The sequence below is a fragment of the Streptococcus henryi DSM 19005 genome (assembly GCF_000376985.1).
Lineage (GTDB): Bacteria > Bacillota > Bacilli > Lactobacillales > Streptococcaceae > Streptococcus > Streptococcus henryi.
The window spans coordinates 79,352-96,347 of the sequence record NZ_AQYA01000031.1; the positions used below are offsets into that span (position 1 = coordinate 79,352).

Here is a 16,996-nt window from a genome sequence, read left to right on the forward strand (position 1 = left end):
TCTCCTTCGTTTTGGTTATTCTAACTATACTCCAATTTTCCACTCTTGTCAATACTTTTTTAAAATTCAGAAGATTTAGAATAGATAAAAATCCCCTGCTAAGATAAGACTAGCTAGGGGATTTGGGGATAAACTATGTTCTAAATACCTTTAACTTTTCCTCAAAGTCATCAATTACTTTGGCCAGATTTTTTCTTCCCTTATAGATGCCATAGCCAAAGAGTAACATTCCAAGGATACCAACAAGTGCTAGTAATATACCAAGGAGAGAGAGTAGATAGATTGTTTGACGGAAACTGTAGATTAATACAATGCCGAGACCTGCAACCAATGTTAGAAGCGTCAGCCATCTACCTAAGTTTTCAAGCATATGTTTCTGATAATTAATTTCAGCCTCATAGCCCTGAATCATTTCATGTTCTGTCATTTTTTCCTCCACATCTACTTTTGGATAGTGATTAATAATAAGTATGCCGTTGATTCGATAGAATGATTTGACTTTTGGGACTAGGTATTAGTTTTCTTAATATGACAAACCTGGGTTGAAGAAACCAACAAGTACACCGACAAAGGCAATGACAACAAGAAGCAACATTACTTTAATTGGTGAGATGTTTTTCTTAGCCATCAACCACCAACAGAAAACGATGAAGATACCAGTCAAGAGACCTGGATAAACAGCATCAAATTGGTCTTGCAATACCAAGAAGGCTTCACCAGCAGAATTTTTCATTTGGAAGGATGTTTTTACAGATACCCAAGTGGCTGCAACACCCCCGATAACCATACCACCGACAATACCGATAGCTTTACGGATTGCTTGTCCTTGAGGACCTACAAGGAATTCAACGGCCTTATCACCGAGTTCATATCCTTTGAAGTAGGCAAATTTCATACCAAAGTAAGCCAAGAGGTTCCATACGATGATGTAGAAGATAGCACCAACTGGTGAACCACCGTTTGACAAACCAAGGGCAATACCAAGAAGAACTGGAATAAGTGTCCCAACAATCAATGAGTCACCGATACCTGCGATTGGTCCCATAAGACCAGCACGCATACCATTGATGGTTTCATCATCAACTGAATCGCCATTAGCACGCGCTTCTTCAAGACCAGCAGTAACACCGACAACGATAGTACCAAGTTGAGGTTCTGTATTAAAGAAGGCAGTATAAGTTTGCATGGCTTCTTTTTGCTCTTCCTTATTATCATACAATTCTTCAACAATAGGAAGCATTGATGTCAAATAACCAAAGGTCTGCATGTGTTCTTGAGAGAAACATGTCAAGTGACCATAGTACCAATGATGGAATGATTTTGTTAATGTTTTTTTAGAGATTTTTTTACGTTCAGCCATCTTAAATGTCCTCCTCATCGTCATCATCAAAGTCTAAGTCAGCACCAGCTGATGCTTTTTTGATTTTCACCATATCAATTTCATAGAAGAGAAGGGCGAAGATCAATGATACAACCGCACAGGCAACCAAGTTAAGGCCAAGTGAAGCTGCCAAAGTGAAACCAACGAAGAAAGGAACAAAGTCAGTTACTTTATCAACAATTTGTTTCAAGAGGATAGCAATCCCCACACATGGAAGGAGTGAACCAACTGTGAAGAGGGTTTTCATTGCAAGGCCATCCATTGGCAATGCAGCTTGAATAGCAGTTACAGCTGAGGCACCAAGTTTACACATGATAAGTGTTGGAAGGAATGAGAAAACAAAGTGTGAAACCCAAGGAAGACCCCAGTCAACCATGTAAAGTTTCTTGAAATCACCTTTTTCAACAGCGTTCCAACCAATGTGTTGCCAAGCAAGGTTAAGTGTTGCTGTACCGTAGAAGAGGACAGTACCGACAGTACCTACAAGAGTACCCATTGATTTAGCCAAGTTAGCTGCATCAGCTGAGTCAGGAGAGATTCCTTGAGCATGAATAGCAACCATAGCAAGAGGAATACCAATGTATGAGACAGCACGAACGTCAGCTGAAACAGTACCACCAGGTGTTACAAGAGCGATGTATACCAACTGCATGGCAACCCCACAGATAATACCTGTTTTTAAATCGCCCAGGATAAGACCACAGACGAGACCACCAACTAGGGGACGACCCAAAGTATAGTTACCAATACTTGAGCCACCCATACCTGGCATTGAAGACAAACTAGCAAATAGCCCCAAGAGAGCAGCTTGCAACCAAGAAATTGTCATAACAAAACTCCTTTTATTAAGATACAAAGGCCGTGAAACGAGTAAAGCAAAAATAGGAGATTGACGCTGTGTGCTTGCACACAAGAAAATCTATCTTTTTTGCACAGCTCGTAGGCCGTGTTCAGTTTATAAGATACAAAGAGCGTTCACGAGCAAAGTCAAAATAAGTGGTAAGTCAGAAATCTATGATTTCGTTGACGTACCCTCGTCAGGACGACTAGGACTCTCAATGTCTGGTTAAGACGAAGAGAGTTCAGACGTCTACGACGAAGTTTAAGACGCCGTGTGCTTGCACACAAGAAAATCTATCTTTTTGACACAGCTCGTAGCTCGTGTTCAGTTTATTTAAGATACAAAATTTGTTGTTAACTAGAAAGATCTACAGATTAGAGATTGGAGATTATAACCTCACATCTATATCATTTCTTATATTCGAAGAGTACTAGTAACCAAACTTAGATTTGAAGTCAGACCAGTAACCGATTGATACATCTGGCAAGAGTTGGAATTTCACTTTATAACCAGCTTTTTCAATGGCTTCAATAGCATCTGCTTCTTCTTGTGTGATTGATTGGTTGTTACCCAATTTAACAGCACCTGGGCGGTCGTTACATGGGCCAACGATGATTTCTTTGACATCACTTGGCACAAATCCTTGGTCAACCAAAAGTTTTTTCATGTCGATTGGATTTTTGGTAATCACGAAGTATTTTGTATCTGATTCCAAAACTTTTTGTGATTTTTGCCCAAAAGCATCAACAGTCCAAACAAAAGTCTTCTTGTCTGAAGCTCCCTTGTAGGCCTGAGTCAAAACTTTGTTGCTAGCAGCAGCATCGTTAACGGCAATGAGTCCATCACAAGGATATTCTTTTGCCCAACGTGTTACGGTTTGACCGTGAATCATCCGGTCATCGATACGTACAAATGAAACTACCATTTTAGGTCTCCTTTTTATTTTTTAAATATCGTCATCTTCTTCGTCGTCATCATCCGATACGACTTTAAACTCTTGAAGGGCCGTTTGCGCTTCAGGAAGCACTGCATTAACAAAATCCTCGCCCTCAAGCATATCCTTCATAACAGCTGATGTAATTGCCATCGGTAGGTTCATTCCTCCAAGGACAATAGCAGAGCTAAGCAAGCCTTTTTCTTCTAGGACACCTAGAGCTGTTGTCAGTGGACTTCCACCAACAATATCAGCTAGGACAACAACTGAGTCATCTTCAGTCAGTCCTGAGATTGCTTGTCTGAAGTCTTGTGCAAAATCATCAACAGTCTTGCCATTTGCAAGACCACCAGCGATGACTTGGTCCATCTTGTCACCAGCAAACATAGCTAAAGAAGTTTTCAAACCTTCAGCAAATCCACCATGACTAACCAGTAGTAAATATTTCATAGCACCTCTCCTTTGTTTACCCTTATTTTATCATCATCTAAAGCGATTTCATATTTCCATTTGTCACCCAAGACGACTGACAATAGTCATCTAAAATATGACAAATGTCACATGGTATTTTTTTGGAGGGCCACAAAAAATAAAGACTCAGGAAAAATTTCCCGAGCCTTACTATCTCTATCAAAAATGGTCTTATACTCTTTTAAAATCAAAATGATAAACGTCAGTTTCGATTTGCCGTACTCCAGTACAACCTTCGTCTCACTTCCTCGTTTGATTTTGCTTTTATTTGAATATTACTGCAAGCTATCCTGAACCTCTTTTTGAATAGCAAAGAGATCTTTATCTAAACTGTTATTTGCCATGGCTTTGGAAATGAGGTAGTCCGCTTGCTCCATAGTAGTATTATAAGTTTTAAAGGTTGGATTGGTGATTCCTTGGCTGAGCATAGAATCCAAAGTGATTGGCGTTAAGGAATCTGAACCAAAACCATCTTCTTTCAATTTATTCTCAGTCTCCTCACTAGTCATAACGGACTTGAGTACCGAGGTTCCTTGAGAATAGTCGAATAAAGACTGCTGTGTATCCTCATCAATACAGAGTAATTGTAAAAATTCCCAAGCTAAATCTGCTTGCTTGGTCTTAGAAGATATGGCAAAAAGTGAAGTTGATACTTGTGTTGCATCGCCTCCGGCTTCTCCAGCAGGCATGGGAACACAAGACCAAGAAAAAGTTGAATACTTGGCGACATGGTAAGGATAAGGTTGATAGGTTCTATATTCCGCCACAGTCATAGGAATAAAAGCAACCTTACCTTGGTCAAAATCATTGGAGTTAACCATATAATTACCACTGAGGCTCTGCAATTGTAACATGACGTTCAAAGCTTCCCTAACTCGGTCGGTATCAAAATACGCCTTAGTACCGCTTGAATTAAAGAGGTCGACACCATAGGCAGCGACAGCTTTTTGCCAATCATAGCCCGTGTAACCGTATTGGTCAGTAACTCCGTCACCATCGGTGTCCTTAGTCACTTGCTGACAAATCTTATAAAAATCAGCAAGGGTCCATCCAGATTCTGGAATAGCAATCCCTTCTTTCTCTAAAAGATCAATATTGATACACATCATCATGGGATTACTTTCAAAAGGCAAAGCAAATTGACTGTTGTTATACTTACCAGCATTGTAAGCCGACTCATAAAAAATATTGCTATCAATATTGGCTGTAATATTTTTATCTAAACTGGCGAGGGCGCCTGTAGATGATAAGAGATTGAAATCATTTTCAGGGACAATGAAGATATCAGGCTGCGTTCCTGATACTATCTGATCTGTCAACCAATCTGAATAGTCATCCTTTGAGATACCACTCTCATAGACAACCTGAACATCTGGATGACTTTTTTCAAAACGAGCAATGGCACTATCAACGACCTTGTAGTCATTACCATTGGGGACGCCCCAACTACTCCCTGAGTAAAAACCCAACTTCAGGGTTCTCTCATGCTGACTATTAAAATAAGCAATGGTGAGTCCTACCAGAACAAGAAGAGACAGAAAAGCAACTGGTAAAATTTTCCCTTTTTTAAAGAAATTAATCATGGTCATCCTCGAAATTCTTCAATGTCACACCTGTCTGTACCGCCCAAATAGCTAATTGCGTGCGATCACGCAGACTTAGTTTAGAAAGGATATTGGATAAATAATTTCGAACTGTTCCTTCTGACAAGAATAGCTTAGCTGCAATTTCCTTATTAGACAAGCCAAAACCAATTTGTTGGATGATACGCCACTCCATTTTTAGAATGTCATTGGTATTTTGTTCATCAACTTGAATAGCATAATTGGATTGAGCCATTTGCGAAAAGAGCTTAAAGACTTTGGTAGCAATATCAGGATTGAGCATAGCCCTCCCTTCATTAACCGTGATGATGGCATCGTGTAAATCTTCCATCGATGTTCCCTTGAGTAGATAGCCCGATGCCCCATGCTTAAGAGCACTAAAAATGAAGTCATCATCATCAAAAGTTGTTAAGATAATGATCTTTGTTTTGGGATACTCCTCTTTGACTCTCTTGGTGCATAAGACACCATCCATTTTAGGCATGCGGATATCCATAAGAATAATATCTGGACGAGTTTGTGTTAGTATTTCTAATACCTCAGTTCCGTCCCCGACAGCTCCCACAACTTCTATATCAGGATAAGCTGACAAAATAATCTTTAGGGACTCTCTTATTAATTCTTGATCATCTGCGATTAGTACTTTAATCATGCTTCTTCTCCTTTTGCTTTGGGAATATGAACGAGGGTAGAAAAGCCATCCTCCCCACTAAAGGCTACACGCCCACCTATAATAGCCAAACGCTCAGTCATTTGTGTCAAACCAAATCCATATTGAATATCTGAGCTTCCAACGCCATTATCCTGAATAATGAGAACATAATCCCCTTGATTAAGCATGGTAATGGTTACCTGACTGGCTTGACCATGCCGGAGGGAATTGGTTACCGATTCCTGAATGACTCGGAAGATGATATCTTCCTTAGTCTTATCAAAATCCACATCATCCCACTGATAATCTAAAGTAATCTGCAGATGTGATAGTTCCTGATATTCTGACAACATCTTTTCTAGGGCATCTTTGAGAGTATGGTCTTCTAGCGCACCAGGACGCATCTTATTAAGAGATCTTCTAACATCCACAATACCTTCTCTAACAACATTTGAAACATTATCAAGTTGCTTTTTGGCATGTTCAGGATTTAAATCAATAAGTACTCGAACAGCATCAATTCCTGCGGAAATTCCCGTCAGAGCATGACCAATGGTATCGTGAATTTCTCGGGAAATACGCTTGCGCTCTCTATCCTCAGTGATTTTTTCAGATACGGCTACATATTCTTTGAGACGTGTATTGGCCTGCGAAGCCATTAGCAATTCTTCTTCAATCTTATGATTTTCTGTAACTGAATAGATGATATAGGTTACCAAGGATACGATAAAAACGATGATGTTAAGCGAGGTCAGAAAATTCTTGAGAAAGAGCACTGCAAATTTTACCCGAGTTGGGAAGAAGTCAATGTAGACATCCAAAGAAGGCGTCCTCACCAAAAGGGAAAGGACATCGTAATTTGATAGCAATAGTATGCCGAAACTAGCTACGATAAAAAGCAACCAGGATTTCTTCTCTTTAAACTTATAGAAGTCCGTATAGGTGAAAAAGATATCCATAAAGACCAAAAGAATAAGGCCGTTATAGGAAAATTGCAGAGCGATAAAGGTAATAATGAGACAAAGCACCTCAAGCATGGCAAACCAATCACGCGCAATGTCTCCCTTCTCAAATTTCCGGTCACGAACATACATGGTTAAAAGTAGGAAACCAAAAGAAAGGTTAGAAAACCAAAAAATTCTCGTCGGCGAGCTTGGAATGACACTGATTTTTTCCAAAAGTGTATGACTTAGCCCCTGCTCAACAATATACTTAGTCCCAAAAAGATAAATGGAGCTAAAGAAAAGTACAGCTATAAAATTGATGAAAGATAATGCTCGTTTGGCAAAGCTAACACTAGTTAAATTAGTCATCACTGCCACCCCGCTAAGTCATAATCAGAAATATTATTAGCCGTTATAAGCTTTACAGGAACAATAATCTCAGAAGCAACCTTTTTACCGCGATAAAGCTGGTAACCAGCTTGGATAGCCTTCTGGCCAATTGTCATAGGGGATTGAGCTACTGTTGCTTCTAATTCTCCGCTCGTTGCCAAAATAGATTTCATATCAGGTGAGCCATCTACTCCATAGATGGCAACTTGCTTATCGTAAGCAGAGTCCTTGATAGCAGCAAGGGCACCAATCGCAGCCTGATCATTTAAGGCCATGACGGTATCAAAGGTCGTCCCTTCTTCAATAACTGCTTGTACTTGAGGCATGGCAATTTCAGTTTGTCCGAGACAATCTCTGCGATCAACGACTTGGTAAGAGTCATAACCTTTAATCGTATCAGTGAATCCCTTGATACGATCAACTCCTGAAACAGCAATATCATGCTCTAAAAGTAAAATGTTGGCACTGCTCTGCTCTTTCATTAAATGTTGAGCACAAAGAACACCTGCCTGATAATTATCAGAAACGATAGTGCTATCTACCGAAGAATTATCCGAAAGCTGACTATCAACCACAACAATTTTAATCCCAGCATACTTAGCCTTTTTTAAAACCTTCAGCAGTTTTTTACTGCTAGCATCAACGGGATTGAGAATAATGATGTTAACCCCATTAGCGATAAAAGATTCAATTTGCTCAACCTGCTTATCCACACTTAAAGCCGGATCCCTAGTATACAAAACATCATCATTCTTAGCGATTTCTTTTTCAATTTCATTATTGAGAATTTTATAAAAATCATTATTCATGGTCATGTAGCTTGCGCCAATTTTTAACTGATTGCTATTAAAGGGAGTTGTCAAGTATTGCCAATAAACACCTAAAATAATGGTTATCCCAATAAGAGCGCTGATTAAAATTTTAATGTATTGGTTCCTGTTCATCTCACACTCCCTCTTTGCAAACCTTATCATTTTTCATTATAACATACTTAATTTTTGGACACAATTTGATCTGGAAAGCGGTTTAATAAAGATGCTAAAAATATGCTTCTCAACTAATTATTCCATACACATCACAAAAACAGCCCATAAAAATGGGCTGAAAAATCACTTTAAGGCTTAGACTTTTTGCCAAAATGTCTGATTTTTTTCTTTTATTCAATTTAAGATTAGCGATTAATCTTCTCTTTTCCTGTTTTTGAAGCCAAGAATGCTCAAGAAGCCTGCTAAAGCAGTGAGAAGACCGAAACCAACAGTCGCTTGTGATGATGAATCACCCGTTTGAGGTAAGTTATCAGTTTTTGTAGAGACAGACTTAGCTGAAAGCTTTTCATCTGCTTTGCTAGTCTTAGACATCACAACTTTTATCGCTTCTCCATCCTTAAGGATAGGTTTAACGGGACTATCCGGTCTGTCCGACGTACCTGGTTCGTCTGGACTGTCAGGAGTGTCCGGTGTACCTGGTTTAGCGGGACTATCTGAACTACTTTCTTTATAAACCAAACCGTATTGACTGAAGTGCTTAGCCGTGAAAACAACAACATCAATAATGTTACCATCAGCATCTAGAACAGTTGTCTGTGTGAAATCAAGGATTTCTTCTTGATCTGAATTTGGTAAGTAAACCACTTTTTCTACTTCTTTCCCTGCATCAATAGGTAGAATTACGAGGGCATCTTTGGTATTGCTGATGGCTTGTCCATCTTTATCTCGTAAGACGATATCAAAGAGGTCATAATCTTTTCCGCCAAGAATAGCTGGTGTTTCAGCATCTTCAGTTTCTTTATGGTCAACCGTAATACCTACAATGGCTGCTAACTCACCTTTTTGAAGGATAACACGAACACCTGTCACTGGGTCCACTAACTCTTTTTCAGATGTAATAACGTCTGGTGTGTCTGGTTCGTCTGGGCTGTTTAGGTCCTCGATAAAGAAGTTTTGTACTTCCATAGCACCATCCCAAATACCAAGACCTAGATAAGCATCATTATAGAAGTCTTCAACTGCATCAAACTGATGGTCCATGTAGTCAACACCATCAACTGCAACTTTGACACCATTTTTTGTTTTAGTCACTTTGATATGGTGGAATTCATTATCATTTATAGTTCCTTCCATGTTGACTTCAGCAATGGTATCGCCAAAGAAGCGATAAAGTCTAATAACATTGCTATCTCCAAATTGGATGGCATAGGCAAAGGCAGGGTCACTGTTCTCAGAAGCAAAGAAGACATTAATCAATCCTCTTTCATATTTCAAATCTAAATTAAGAGAGTACTCTTCCATGCCCACCTTGCTAGCAGTCATGTAATAATCATTTGCACTAGTGTTTGAAATCTTAAGGGATTCGCCATCTATATACCAGTCACCTGCAAGAGCGGTCAAATCTGTAAGATTAGTTTGGAAATTATTTTCTAAAATATCAATGGTATAAGTTTTGACTAAACTTGGATTTTCCTTGGATCTTGCATAAACAGTTACATTGCCCTTTTTGAGAGCAAGAAGAGAAACACTATTACCTGTTCCATCCAAAGAAACAATTCCCTCTTCACTTACAGTCCAAATGACATCTTGAGCGATCTCAGCAGGCATAATGTAAGCCTTCAAGTTAATGGTATCACCCACGTTAATGCGATGACTATTTGCTGAAGCCTGAATCAAATCAAGCGGCTCAGTCACCGTTTCTTTATCTTTCCAAATTGATTGCAGTTGGTAAACTGTTATGTCAGCCTTGGTACTTTCGCCTTCCACTAGAACACTGAGTCCGAGGCTGGTTGGCGCTGGGAAGATTTGGTTTGCGCCCGCCACTGTATAACCTTTGGCAAAGACTTCTACACTAGCCTTGTCGACATAAAGGTGAAGGTCAATGCTGCCATCTGCGTTCTTCTTAACAGATTGTTGATTGATACCGACAAATTGATTGCTTAGAATAACACCAGATTGACTTCTATCAATGGATAAGGTTTCTGTTTCCAAATCATAGATAACCTTAGTCACTTCTCCGTCACCGACACGAAGATTGAAGCCGACCTTTCTTGTTCCTGCTTTTGGTCGGAAAGTTGATATGATTTCATAAGTATCAGCGCTAAATTCGCTAAAGAGAGTATTGTCCTCTGCAATATCAAGATTTGTCAAATTGATGGCCGAGTCAAGATTACGTAAATCTTGGTAGGCTTTAATCGGTGTTTGAGTAAGCTTGTATTTACCATCTTCGTAAATCAAACCAAGTCTAAGGTTGAGATTGAAGGTACCATTGAAAGTCTGACCAACTGTCTTGGCAACTAAGTTACAGTAATCTTCCCAAGTGTTCATCCAATTAACTTCAACAAGTTCTGGAATAGTTGGATTATCACTGTTGCCGAAGTCCTGAACATAGTAGGTCATAGCTGCGTAGGAATCCTTACCGAAGTTCATCACTTCATCACTGTCTTGGTACTCTGCATCTGGTACGAATGCCCATTTGCCATCTACTTCTCTAAAATCACCAATCTTATAGAAGCGACCGCCTCGAGAAAGCACCCATTTAACACTTCCGTCTTCAGTTTCAAGGGGATAAAGATCCGGGCATTCTGTATGGAGGTCAGCATAAGCTGTTTCACAGGTCCAATCCATTAGGTTGTCAGAAGAGTAAATTCTTAGTGGACCACCAGCTATAACCATAAACCATTTATCTTCCCAGCGGAAAACTTTTGGATCACGGAAATCACGGTTGTTGAGTGGATCTTCTGTCCAGTCTGCTGCAATCTTATCAGATTTGGTCCAAGTTTTTCCTTCGTCAGTACTGTAGGCTAGTTTGATGCGCTGTCCTTCACCATTAACAGTAATTAGAGCAACCATTCCCCCTTCACCTTCAGGGAATAGACCTGTAGTATTCTTATCATCCACTACAATACAACCAGAAAACATAGTTCCGTTAGCATCTGGATAGAAAGCAATTGGTTGTTCTTCCCAATGAATCAGGTCCGTGCTAGTGGCGTGTGCCCAATGCATTGGTCCCCATTGTGTGTCATCAAAGAATTGATAGAAGAAATGATAAGTTCCATTGTAATAGACTAGACCGTTAGGATCATTTGCCCAACCGTCTTTCACTGAGTAATGGTATTGACCGCGATAAAGTTCATTATAGTAATAGTCAGCTGACTGTCTGCGGTGTACATTGACACGATAAGTAAAGGCAACTACATTTCCTTCTTCAGTTGTGTACTGGCTAGTTACTGTTAAATAATTTGCGCCTACTGATACTGGAATATCGCTATAAGATTTATAAACATTACCTGCTGCATCTTGAACTGTGATAGTTGCATCTGCATTCTGAGCCACAAAACTTAAATCAACTGTTTCAGCAGCATTGTCAACGTACTGGATATAGGTTACTTCTTTAGGGAAGAATTGCCCCTTAGTTTCAACAGTTCCCGTTTTCGATGATACAATCACATCTTCTATAAACGGAAGTTTATCATCCTCCAATTCTTCGAAGAATGTATTTTGGAAGATCATCTCACCGTTCCAGTTTAGGAGACCAAAATAACCATCAGAAATATAAGTATTTTGCCCCATGTCATTGCGTTGCAAGGTGTAATCACTTAAATTAGCAACCAGAACATCATTAACATAATAGGAAATCCATTCATCCGCTGCGATGACTTTGAGATTATACTTATTGTCTGCAGTGGCTGCTATTTCTTTTTCATCAATAAGGTTAGCCTCTGCCCAACGCCAGAACTTCACTTTATGGCTATAACCATCTAAATTAACGGTATAACTTCTTAAATTCTCCCAATCATTATTAGTTCTAAATAGCAGGGATGCTGCCCCGCCATTTTGTAAAAAGGTTACATCAGTTTGGAAAACAAAATTCTTCCCATGAGATTCTGAAAAGAGGAAGTTGTCTCCTTTGTCAACTGCATTGCTGTAGAGACCATCTTCACGAACTTCCCAAATGCTTTCGTCATAAGAAAGTTCTTTAAGATTAGTTTGATAACCGCTTGCTAGGGTGTCCTTTGTCGTTTCCTTATCAGCTTTTCTTTCTTCGCCTAAAGCTGATACGAGTGCTGCTTCTAACTCAACCTCATCAGTTACATTTTCTTCATTTTTACTTTCTGTCTTCTTCGATACTACGACATCTGCATCCGATCTACCTTCCTGATCGGCTTCTGTAATTGTATCTTGAACGAGTGGAGTCGCTGCTTCACTTTGTCCTGCAGCTTCAACAGTCGCCTGGTCTGCAACAAGGACCACTGTAGCGTCTACTGTTTCCGTAACAGGTGTATCTGAAACTGTTGTTTCTACAATAGATTCTGCATTTACATTTTCTGGTTCTGAAGCGACTACTGGGACCTCATTTTCAAGGACTTCAGAACTGGTAATTTGAGTTGTCTCTTCAGCTTTTACTTCACTAGTCGGTCCTGCCATTATCAAGCTAACTGCTAAGATTGAGCATCCGTAGACCCAACTCTTGCCTCGCTTACGCATAAACCAGTTTGTACACTTCTTTTCTTCTTCCATTTTCATTAGTTATTTCCTTTCTTTTAGCTATTTACACGGCTATTCCTCGATTATTTTTGCTATATTGCTCCTCCTTTACTTCTTTACTTTATTAGTAATTAACACAGAAAAATATGATGTTACCATAAAAATATTCTCTTTAATAAAAAGAATATCAAAAAAAGAAAACGCTCTCAATTTATGTTTGTCACCTTTTAAAAGTGACATTTATCACAACTATAAGGAGGAATGTCATATAAATAAAAAAACTTGAGTTTTCCCTCAAGTTCTTCTCAAATATCTGAAATTGGAAATTTTCTCAAAGATAATCTGACAACACCAGCGCTATGCCATCATGGTTATGGTCTGCCGTGATATTACCAATAGCATCCTGAACTTCTTTTGGTCCATTACTCATAACAAAGCCTTTTCCTACAGTCTGGAGCATGTCCAAGTCGTTGAAATTGTCACCAAAAGCAATGGTGTCCTCAATCGCAACAGACAGATAATCCGCAAAAGTCTTGACAGCTTCGCCTTTTCTGATTCCTGGAGCCATAATTTCAATAAAATAAGGTGCTGATTTGGCAACGGATAAATCTGGATAAAGTTCTTTTAAGCTTATTTCCAGCGGAGCTATAAGATCTGGATTCCCCATGAGGAGAACCTTATGAACAGCCTCTAAATCTTCCAAAGCAGACAGCTCTGCCTCATGTGACAAAACCCCAACAATCTCCTCTTCACGCTGAATCCAAGCATTAGAGCGGTCCATCCCATACCAGTCATGGTAGCTGTAGATGTTCCAAGCGATTTGAGGATGATTTTTCTGGATAAAATGGCAGAGCTCAAGAGCAATCTCGGTCTCCATAGGACTAGAAGTGATGGTCTCGTCATCCTCTGTTTGCACCAAGGCACCATTGTAAGAGATAATAGGTGTCTTAATTCCAATAGTGTCAATGATAGGTTTAATAGCTTCTGGCATGCGCGCTGAAACAGGAACGAAGGTCATTCCTTGATTAATTGCCTGACCAATAGCAGACTTTGTCTTTTCAGTTACTTTAAAGTCACTGTTTATCAAAGTACCATCAATATCACTAAAAATAATTTTTACCATAACACCAAACTCCTTTATCTGATTAAGGATTTTTCTTATAAAAAGTTATCATCATCACTCTCTCATGATGACGGTTCCATTTTTAAGAAAATTACAACAATTACACATTTCATTCATTATAACACGTTTTCAGGAGCAATAAAATCCCTGACTTCCAGTCAAATAAAAACTCCTCTGAGTCAAAATCTCAAAGGAGCCGTTTTTATTGTTGTGTAAATTTCTTTTGCTTAAGTTCGTAAACTACATCTGTTTCTTGAGCGACAAGGGACTCATGGGTGACAATAATAACTGTCTTATTCTGTTCATGAGCAATATCCTTGAAAATCTTTACGATGTCCTGAGTCGTTTCTTCATCCAGATTACCCGTTGGTTCATCAGCGATAATCAAGTCATGTCCTGTTGCCAAAGCTCGAACAATGGCTACACGCTGTTGCTGACCACCTGACAGCTGCAAAACTGGCTGATCAATCGGATCTCTGTGAATCCCGACCAAATCAAATAAATCTTCAATTTGATTTTTATCAGCTTTCTGACCCGAAATTTCCAATGCCGTTTCAACATTTTGTCGCGCTGTCATGTAGGTCATCAGGTTATAGGCTTGGAAAATGGTTGACACTGAATTTTTTCGATAGTTGCTTAAACCTGATTTATTGATATCCTTATCGTCCAAATAAATTTCCCCAGCTTTCGGAGAATCTAAACCAGCTAGAAGAGAGAGAAAGGTGGTCTTTCCGCTCCCTGACTGACCCAAAATAGCATAGACTTTGCCTTTTTCAAAAGTCAGATTGACATCTTTAAAAAGATAGTCGTCTGGATTATTGGTATACCAGTAACCAAGATTTTTTGTTTGTAAAGTCATAGTGCCTCCCTTAATTTGATGATAAGATATCTTTTGGCTTCATACGGACAATTCCAATACTTGCTAAAATAGTTGAAACGAAGGATATGAGGAGTGCAATGCCGCCAAGTTTAGCAATATCTGTTCCCGTCAGCTTAATATCTAAGTCCTCAATTTCTTGGGAAGGAGAAACCATTTGCATCATGCCTTCCATGCCTCTTCCAGATGGTTTATTTGTTTGACCAGAGCTTGAATTAGAATCATCGTTTCCTTGATCAAATCCTCTACCACCGCCCGGTCCTCCTTGCTGACTGGTAGTTTGTTCAGTAGAGGAAGATAAGAGTTGATTACCAAGTACATTTCCAACAGCATTACCTGCAAATGAAGCAATTACAAGAGATACTAGAGTTACTAGGAAAAGTTCTGTGAAGAATTGACCGATAATCTTTAAGCGTTCTTCACCTAAACTCATGAGAACACCAATCTCATAACGACGTTCACGGATACTAAAAACCACAATAAGTGTCAGAATAACCGCACCAGCAACTGCTACTAAAATAACAATGTTTTGTGCGATAGATGAAATATTGTTTAGAGGAGATAACATTTGTTCATAGAGTTCATCGCTCGAAACAACAGAATAGCTGTCAGTATCAATTTCATTTTCCACTTCATCAACAAAATCACTTAATTCCTCTGGATTAGATAAAGTGTAGACTGCCGAATCAAGAACATCTTTTTTACCTTTCATGGTGTTGGCAGTTGTAATGTTGGTATAGATATTATTTTGTGGATTTGAAGCATTGAACATCATTTGAGCTGTGCTTGCTGTTGATGTACTCTCGTAGATACCAATCACTTTTAAGGTATAATTGGTTTCTTTGTCATCGACTGTTGCGATGACAGTAAAAGTATCTCCAACTTTCAAATCATTAGCATCTGCCAAATCTGATGAAATGACTGCTGCATTGTCATCAGTATTATTTGTTATACCTTCTCCCTCTGAAATCTCAGATGTTCCAGAAGTAAAATCACTGGCATTAGCTGTGCTATTGACACCAGTAATAGTAAAGTCACCGGATGCCATTTTCATGCCTCCACTTTTTTGAGAGGCCCCGCTTGAAACATCGACATTATCAGATGCATCTGTAGCTTCAGAATCCGTTGATGTCGTCGATATAGCAGAAATGTTATCTCCTGCAGTCACGGTAGTAGTTGAACTGAAATAATAAGAAGACACCCCTTCTTTCTCAGCAATGGATTGTGCAAGAGAAAGATCAACAGAAGTTGTTCCCTCGTCACTAGAAGAGTCAGATGATGATTCATCTGGTCTGAAAGCTTTCATCATTGCCTCTCGATTAACCGAAAGGCTTACCGTTGCCCCAGCCTTACTTTTAGCGGAATCAACGGCAGACTCAGCTGCATTCTTTATGGTCAAACCAGCCAATACAAAGATTAAAATGGCAGAGGTTACCAAAATGAGCAAAGCAGTGCGTCCCTTTTTAGCTTTGGTCACTAACCATGCTCGCTTGATAAAATTCATGAACAAACTCCTTTATCTTATAAACTATAATTCAATTTTATTTGAGCTACCTTAACAGAATCTGAAACAAAACTAAAAGAAAACTTAATAGCTAACCTCATCTTATTATTCAAAAAACATGATATTATCTTGTCTAGTCTTCACTTTGAAACTAGAAAAACTCCGACAATTCTTATCATCGGAGTTTTCGATATTAAAACGGTAATTCCTCTTCTTCCAGTACCAAATCTGCCAAATCTTCAGCGGTATTATTTTCACGCATAGCACGCTGAGCACGGCTTTCCAAGAGTTGAAAAGACTGAGCCAGGACTTCTGTAATATAATGAGTTTGACCGTCTTTTTCATATTTGCGCGTGCGCAGTTCACCATCTAGAGAGATGAGGCTTCCTTTACTTCCATAAGAAGCCAATGTTTCTGCCAAACGTCCCCAAACAACAACGTTAACAAAGTCCGCCTCACGTTCACCAGAAGCAGATTTAAATCTTCGATTGACAGCAACTGTCACGCGCGTGACTGATTTATCATTTGGCGTTTTAACCATCTCAGGTGTCGCGACCAAGCGACCGATAATAATAACTTTATTGTACATTTGTGTACCTCCTTCACTTATACTATTCGAAAGAGAAATCAAAAAATAGTAAAAATTTTATTAATTCTTCATTCTTTATACTCAAATAAAATCAGATGAGGAAGTGTGACGAAGGCAATACTGGAGTATGGCAAGACGAAAGTGACGATGTATCAAACACACTAATTCAAATGGCTATAAAAAATATTACTGTGAATACCACTGCTCATCTA

At 39.1% G+C, this 16,996-nt stretch carries 14 protein-coding genes; all 14 read right to left on the bottom strand.

Annotated elements, in window-relative coordinates:
- Positions 1-133: 133 nt before the first annotated feature.
- Positions 134-427 carry a hypothetical protein gene (locus F601_RS0105455; RefSeq protein WP_018164658.1) on the bottom strand — a complete coding sequence of 98 codons (294 nt, stop codon included), beginning with the start codon at positions 425-427 and terminating at the stop codon, positions 134-136.
- Between the two features lie 96 nt (positions 428-523).
- On the bottom strand, positions 524-1,360 hold the full coding sequence (locus F601_RS0105460; protein WP_018164659.1) for a PTS system mannose/fructose/sorbose family transporter subunit IID: 837 nt from the start codon (positions 1,358-1,360) through the stop codon (positions 524-526).
- Between the two features lies 1 nt (position 1,361).
- Complete coding sequence (locus F601_RS0105465; RefSeq protein ID WP_018164660.1) at positions 1,362-2,210, bottom strand: PTS mannose/fructose/sorbose/N-acetylgalactosamine transporter subunit IIC; 849 nt, start codon at positions 2,208-2,210, stop codon at positions 1,362-1,364.
- Positions 2,211-2,652: 442 nt separating this feature from the next.
- Positions 2,653-3,147: a PTS sugar transporter subunit IIB gene (locus tag F601_RS0105470; protein ID WP_018164661.1), complete on the bottom strand. Its 495-nt coding sequence runs from the start codon at positions 3,145-3,147 to the stop codon at positions 2,653-2,655.
- A gap of 21 nt (positions 3,148-3,168) precedes the next feature.
- The gene (locus F601_RS0105475; protein ID WP_018164662.1) at positions 3,169-3,606 is read right to left on the bottom strand and encodes a PTS sugar transporter subunit IIA; all 438 of its coding nucleotides are present in this window, start codon (positions 3,604-3,606) and stop codon (positions 3,169-3,171) included.
- A 296-nt stretch (positions 3,607-3,902) separates the two neighbouring features.
- Positions 3,903-5,216 (bottom strand): ABC transporter substrate-binding protein, encoded by a 1,314-nt coding sequence (locus F601_RS0105480; RefSeq protein WP_018164663.1) that lies wholly within the window; start codon positions 5,214-5,216, stop codon positions 3,903-3,905.
- Complete coding sequence (locus F601_RS0105485) at positions 5,203-5,883, bottom strand: response regulator transcription factor (protein ID WP_018164664.1); 681 nt, start codon at positions 5,881-5,883, stop codon at positions 5,203-5,205. The genes F601_RS0105480 and F601_RS0105485 overlap by 14 nt, the downstream gene beginning before the upstream one ends.
- Positions 5,880-7,196 carry a sensor histidine kinase gene (locus F601_RS0105490; RefSeq protein WP_018164665.1) on the bottom strand — a complete coding sequence of 439 codons (1,317 nt, stop codon included), beginning with the start codon at positions 7,194-7,196 and terminating at the stop codon, positions 5,880-5,882. The genes F601_RS0105485 and F601_RS0105490 overlap by 4 nt, the downstream gene beginning before the upstream one ends.
- Positions 7,196-8,161 carry a substrate-binding domain-containing protein gene (locus F601_RS0105495; RefSeq protein ID WP_018164666.1) on the bottom strand — a complete coding sequence of 322 codons (966 nt, stop codon included), beginning with the start codon at positions 8,159-8,161 and terminating at the stop codon, positions 7,196-7,198. Before F601_RS0105495 ends, F601_RS0105490 begins: the two co-directional genes overlap by 1 nt.
- A gap of 234 nt (positions 8,162-8,395) precedes the next feature.
- Positions 8,396-12,730, bottom strand: coding sequence for a GH32 C-terminal domain-containing protein (locus F601_RS12375; RefSeq protein WP_018164667.1), 4,335 nt, complete (start codon positions 12,728-12,730; stop codon positions 8,396-8,398).
- Between the two features lie 292 nt (positions 12,731-13,022).
- A complete protein-coding gene (locus F601_RS0105505; RefSeq protein WP_018164668.1) occupies positions 13,023-13,814 on the bottom strand; it encodes a Cof-type HAD-IIB family hydrolase in 792 nt (263 codons plus the stop codon).
- A gap of 202 nt (positions 13,815-14,016) precedes the next feature.
- Positions 14,017-14,673 carry an ABC transporter ATP-binding protein gene (locus tag F601_RS0105510; RefSeq protein WP_018164669.1) on the bottom strand — a complete coding sequence of 219 codons (657 nt, stop codon included), beginning with the start codon at positions 14,671-14,673 and terminating at the stop codon, positions 14,017-14,019.
- 10 nt (positions 14,674-14,683) lie between these two features.
- Complete coding sequence (locus F601_RS0105515) at positions 14,684-16,195, bottom strand: ABC transporter permease (protein ID WP_018164670.1); 1,512 nt, start codon at positions 16,193-16,195, stop codon at positions 14,684-14,686.
- 193 nt (positions 16,196-16,388) lie between these two features.
- The gene (locus tag F601_RS0105520) at positions 16,389-16,784 is read right to left on the bottom strand and encodes a single-stranded DNA-binding protein (protein ID WP_018164671.1); all 396 of its coding nucleotides are present in this window, start codon (positions 16,782-16,784) and stop codon (positions 16,389-16,391) included.
- Between the last annotated feature and the right edge of the window lie 212 nt (positions 16,785-16,996).

Excerpts from the sequence above, each read along its gene's own strand:
- F601_RS0105455 (WP_018164658.1), bottom strand. The coding sequence starts at position 427 with ATGACAGAACATGAAATGATTCAGGGCTATGAGGCTGAAATTAATTAT.
- F601_RS0105460 (WP_018164659.1), bottom strand. The coding sequence starts at position 1,360 with ATGGCTGAACGTAAAAAAATCTCTAAAAAAACATTAACAAAATCATTC.
- F601_RS0105465 (WP_018164660.1), bottom strand. The coding sequence starts at position 2,210 with ATGACAATTTCTTGGTTGCAAGCTGCTCTCTTGGGGCTATTTGCTAGT.
- F601_RS0105470 (WP_018164661.1), bottom strand. The coding sequence starts at position 3,147 with ATGGTAGTTTCATTTGTACGTATCGATGACCGGATGATTCACGGTCAA.
- F601_RS0105475 (WP_018164662.1), bottom strand. The coding sequence starts at position 3,606 with ATGAAATATTTACTACTGGTTAGTCATGGTGGATTTGCTGAAGGTTTG.
- F601_RS0105480 (WP_018164663.1), bottom strand. The coding sequence starts at position 5,216 with ATGACCATGATTAATTTCTTTAAAAAAGGGAAAATTTTACCAGTTGCT.
- F601_RS0105485 (WP_018164664.1), bottom strand. The coding sequence starts at position 5,883 with ATGATTAAAGTACTAATCGCAGATGATCAAGAATTAATAAGAGAGTCC.
- F601_RS0105490 (WP_018164665.1), bottom strand. The coding sequence starts at position 7,196 with ATGACTAATTTAACTAGTGTTAGCTTTGCCAAACGAGCATTATCTTTC.
- F601_RS0105495 (WP_018164666.1), bottom strand. The coding sequence starts at position 8,161 with ATGAACAGGAACCAATACATTAAAATTTTAATCAGCGCTCTTATTGGG.
- F601_RS12375 (WP_018164667.1), bottom strand. The coding sequence starts at position 12,730 with ATGAAAATGGAAGAAGAAAAGAAGTGTACAAACTGGTTTATGCGTAAG.
- F601_RS0105505 (WP_018164668.1), bottom strand. The coding sequence starts at position 13,814 with ATGGTAAAAATTATTTTTAGTGATATTGATGGTACTTTGATAAACAGT.
- F601_RS0105510 (WP_018164669.1), bottom strand. The coding sequence starts at position 14,673 with ATGACTTTACAAACAAAAAATCTTGGTTACTGGTATACCAATAATCCA.
- F601_RS0105515 (WP_018164670.1), bottom strand. The coding sequence starts at position 16,195 with ATGAATTTTATCAAGCGAGCATGGTTAGTGACCAAAGCTAAAAAGGGA.
- F601_RS0105520 (WP_018164671.1), bottom strand. The coding sequence starts at position 16,784 with ATGTACAATAAAGTTATTATTATCGGTCGCTTGGTCGCGACACCTGAG.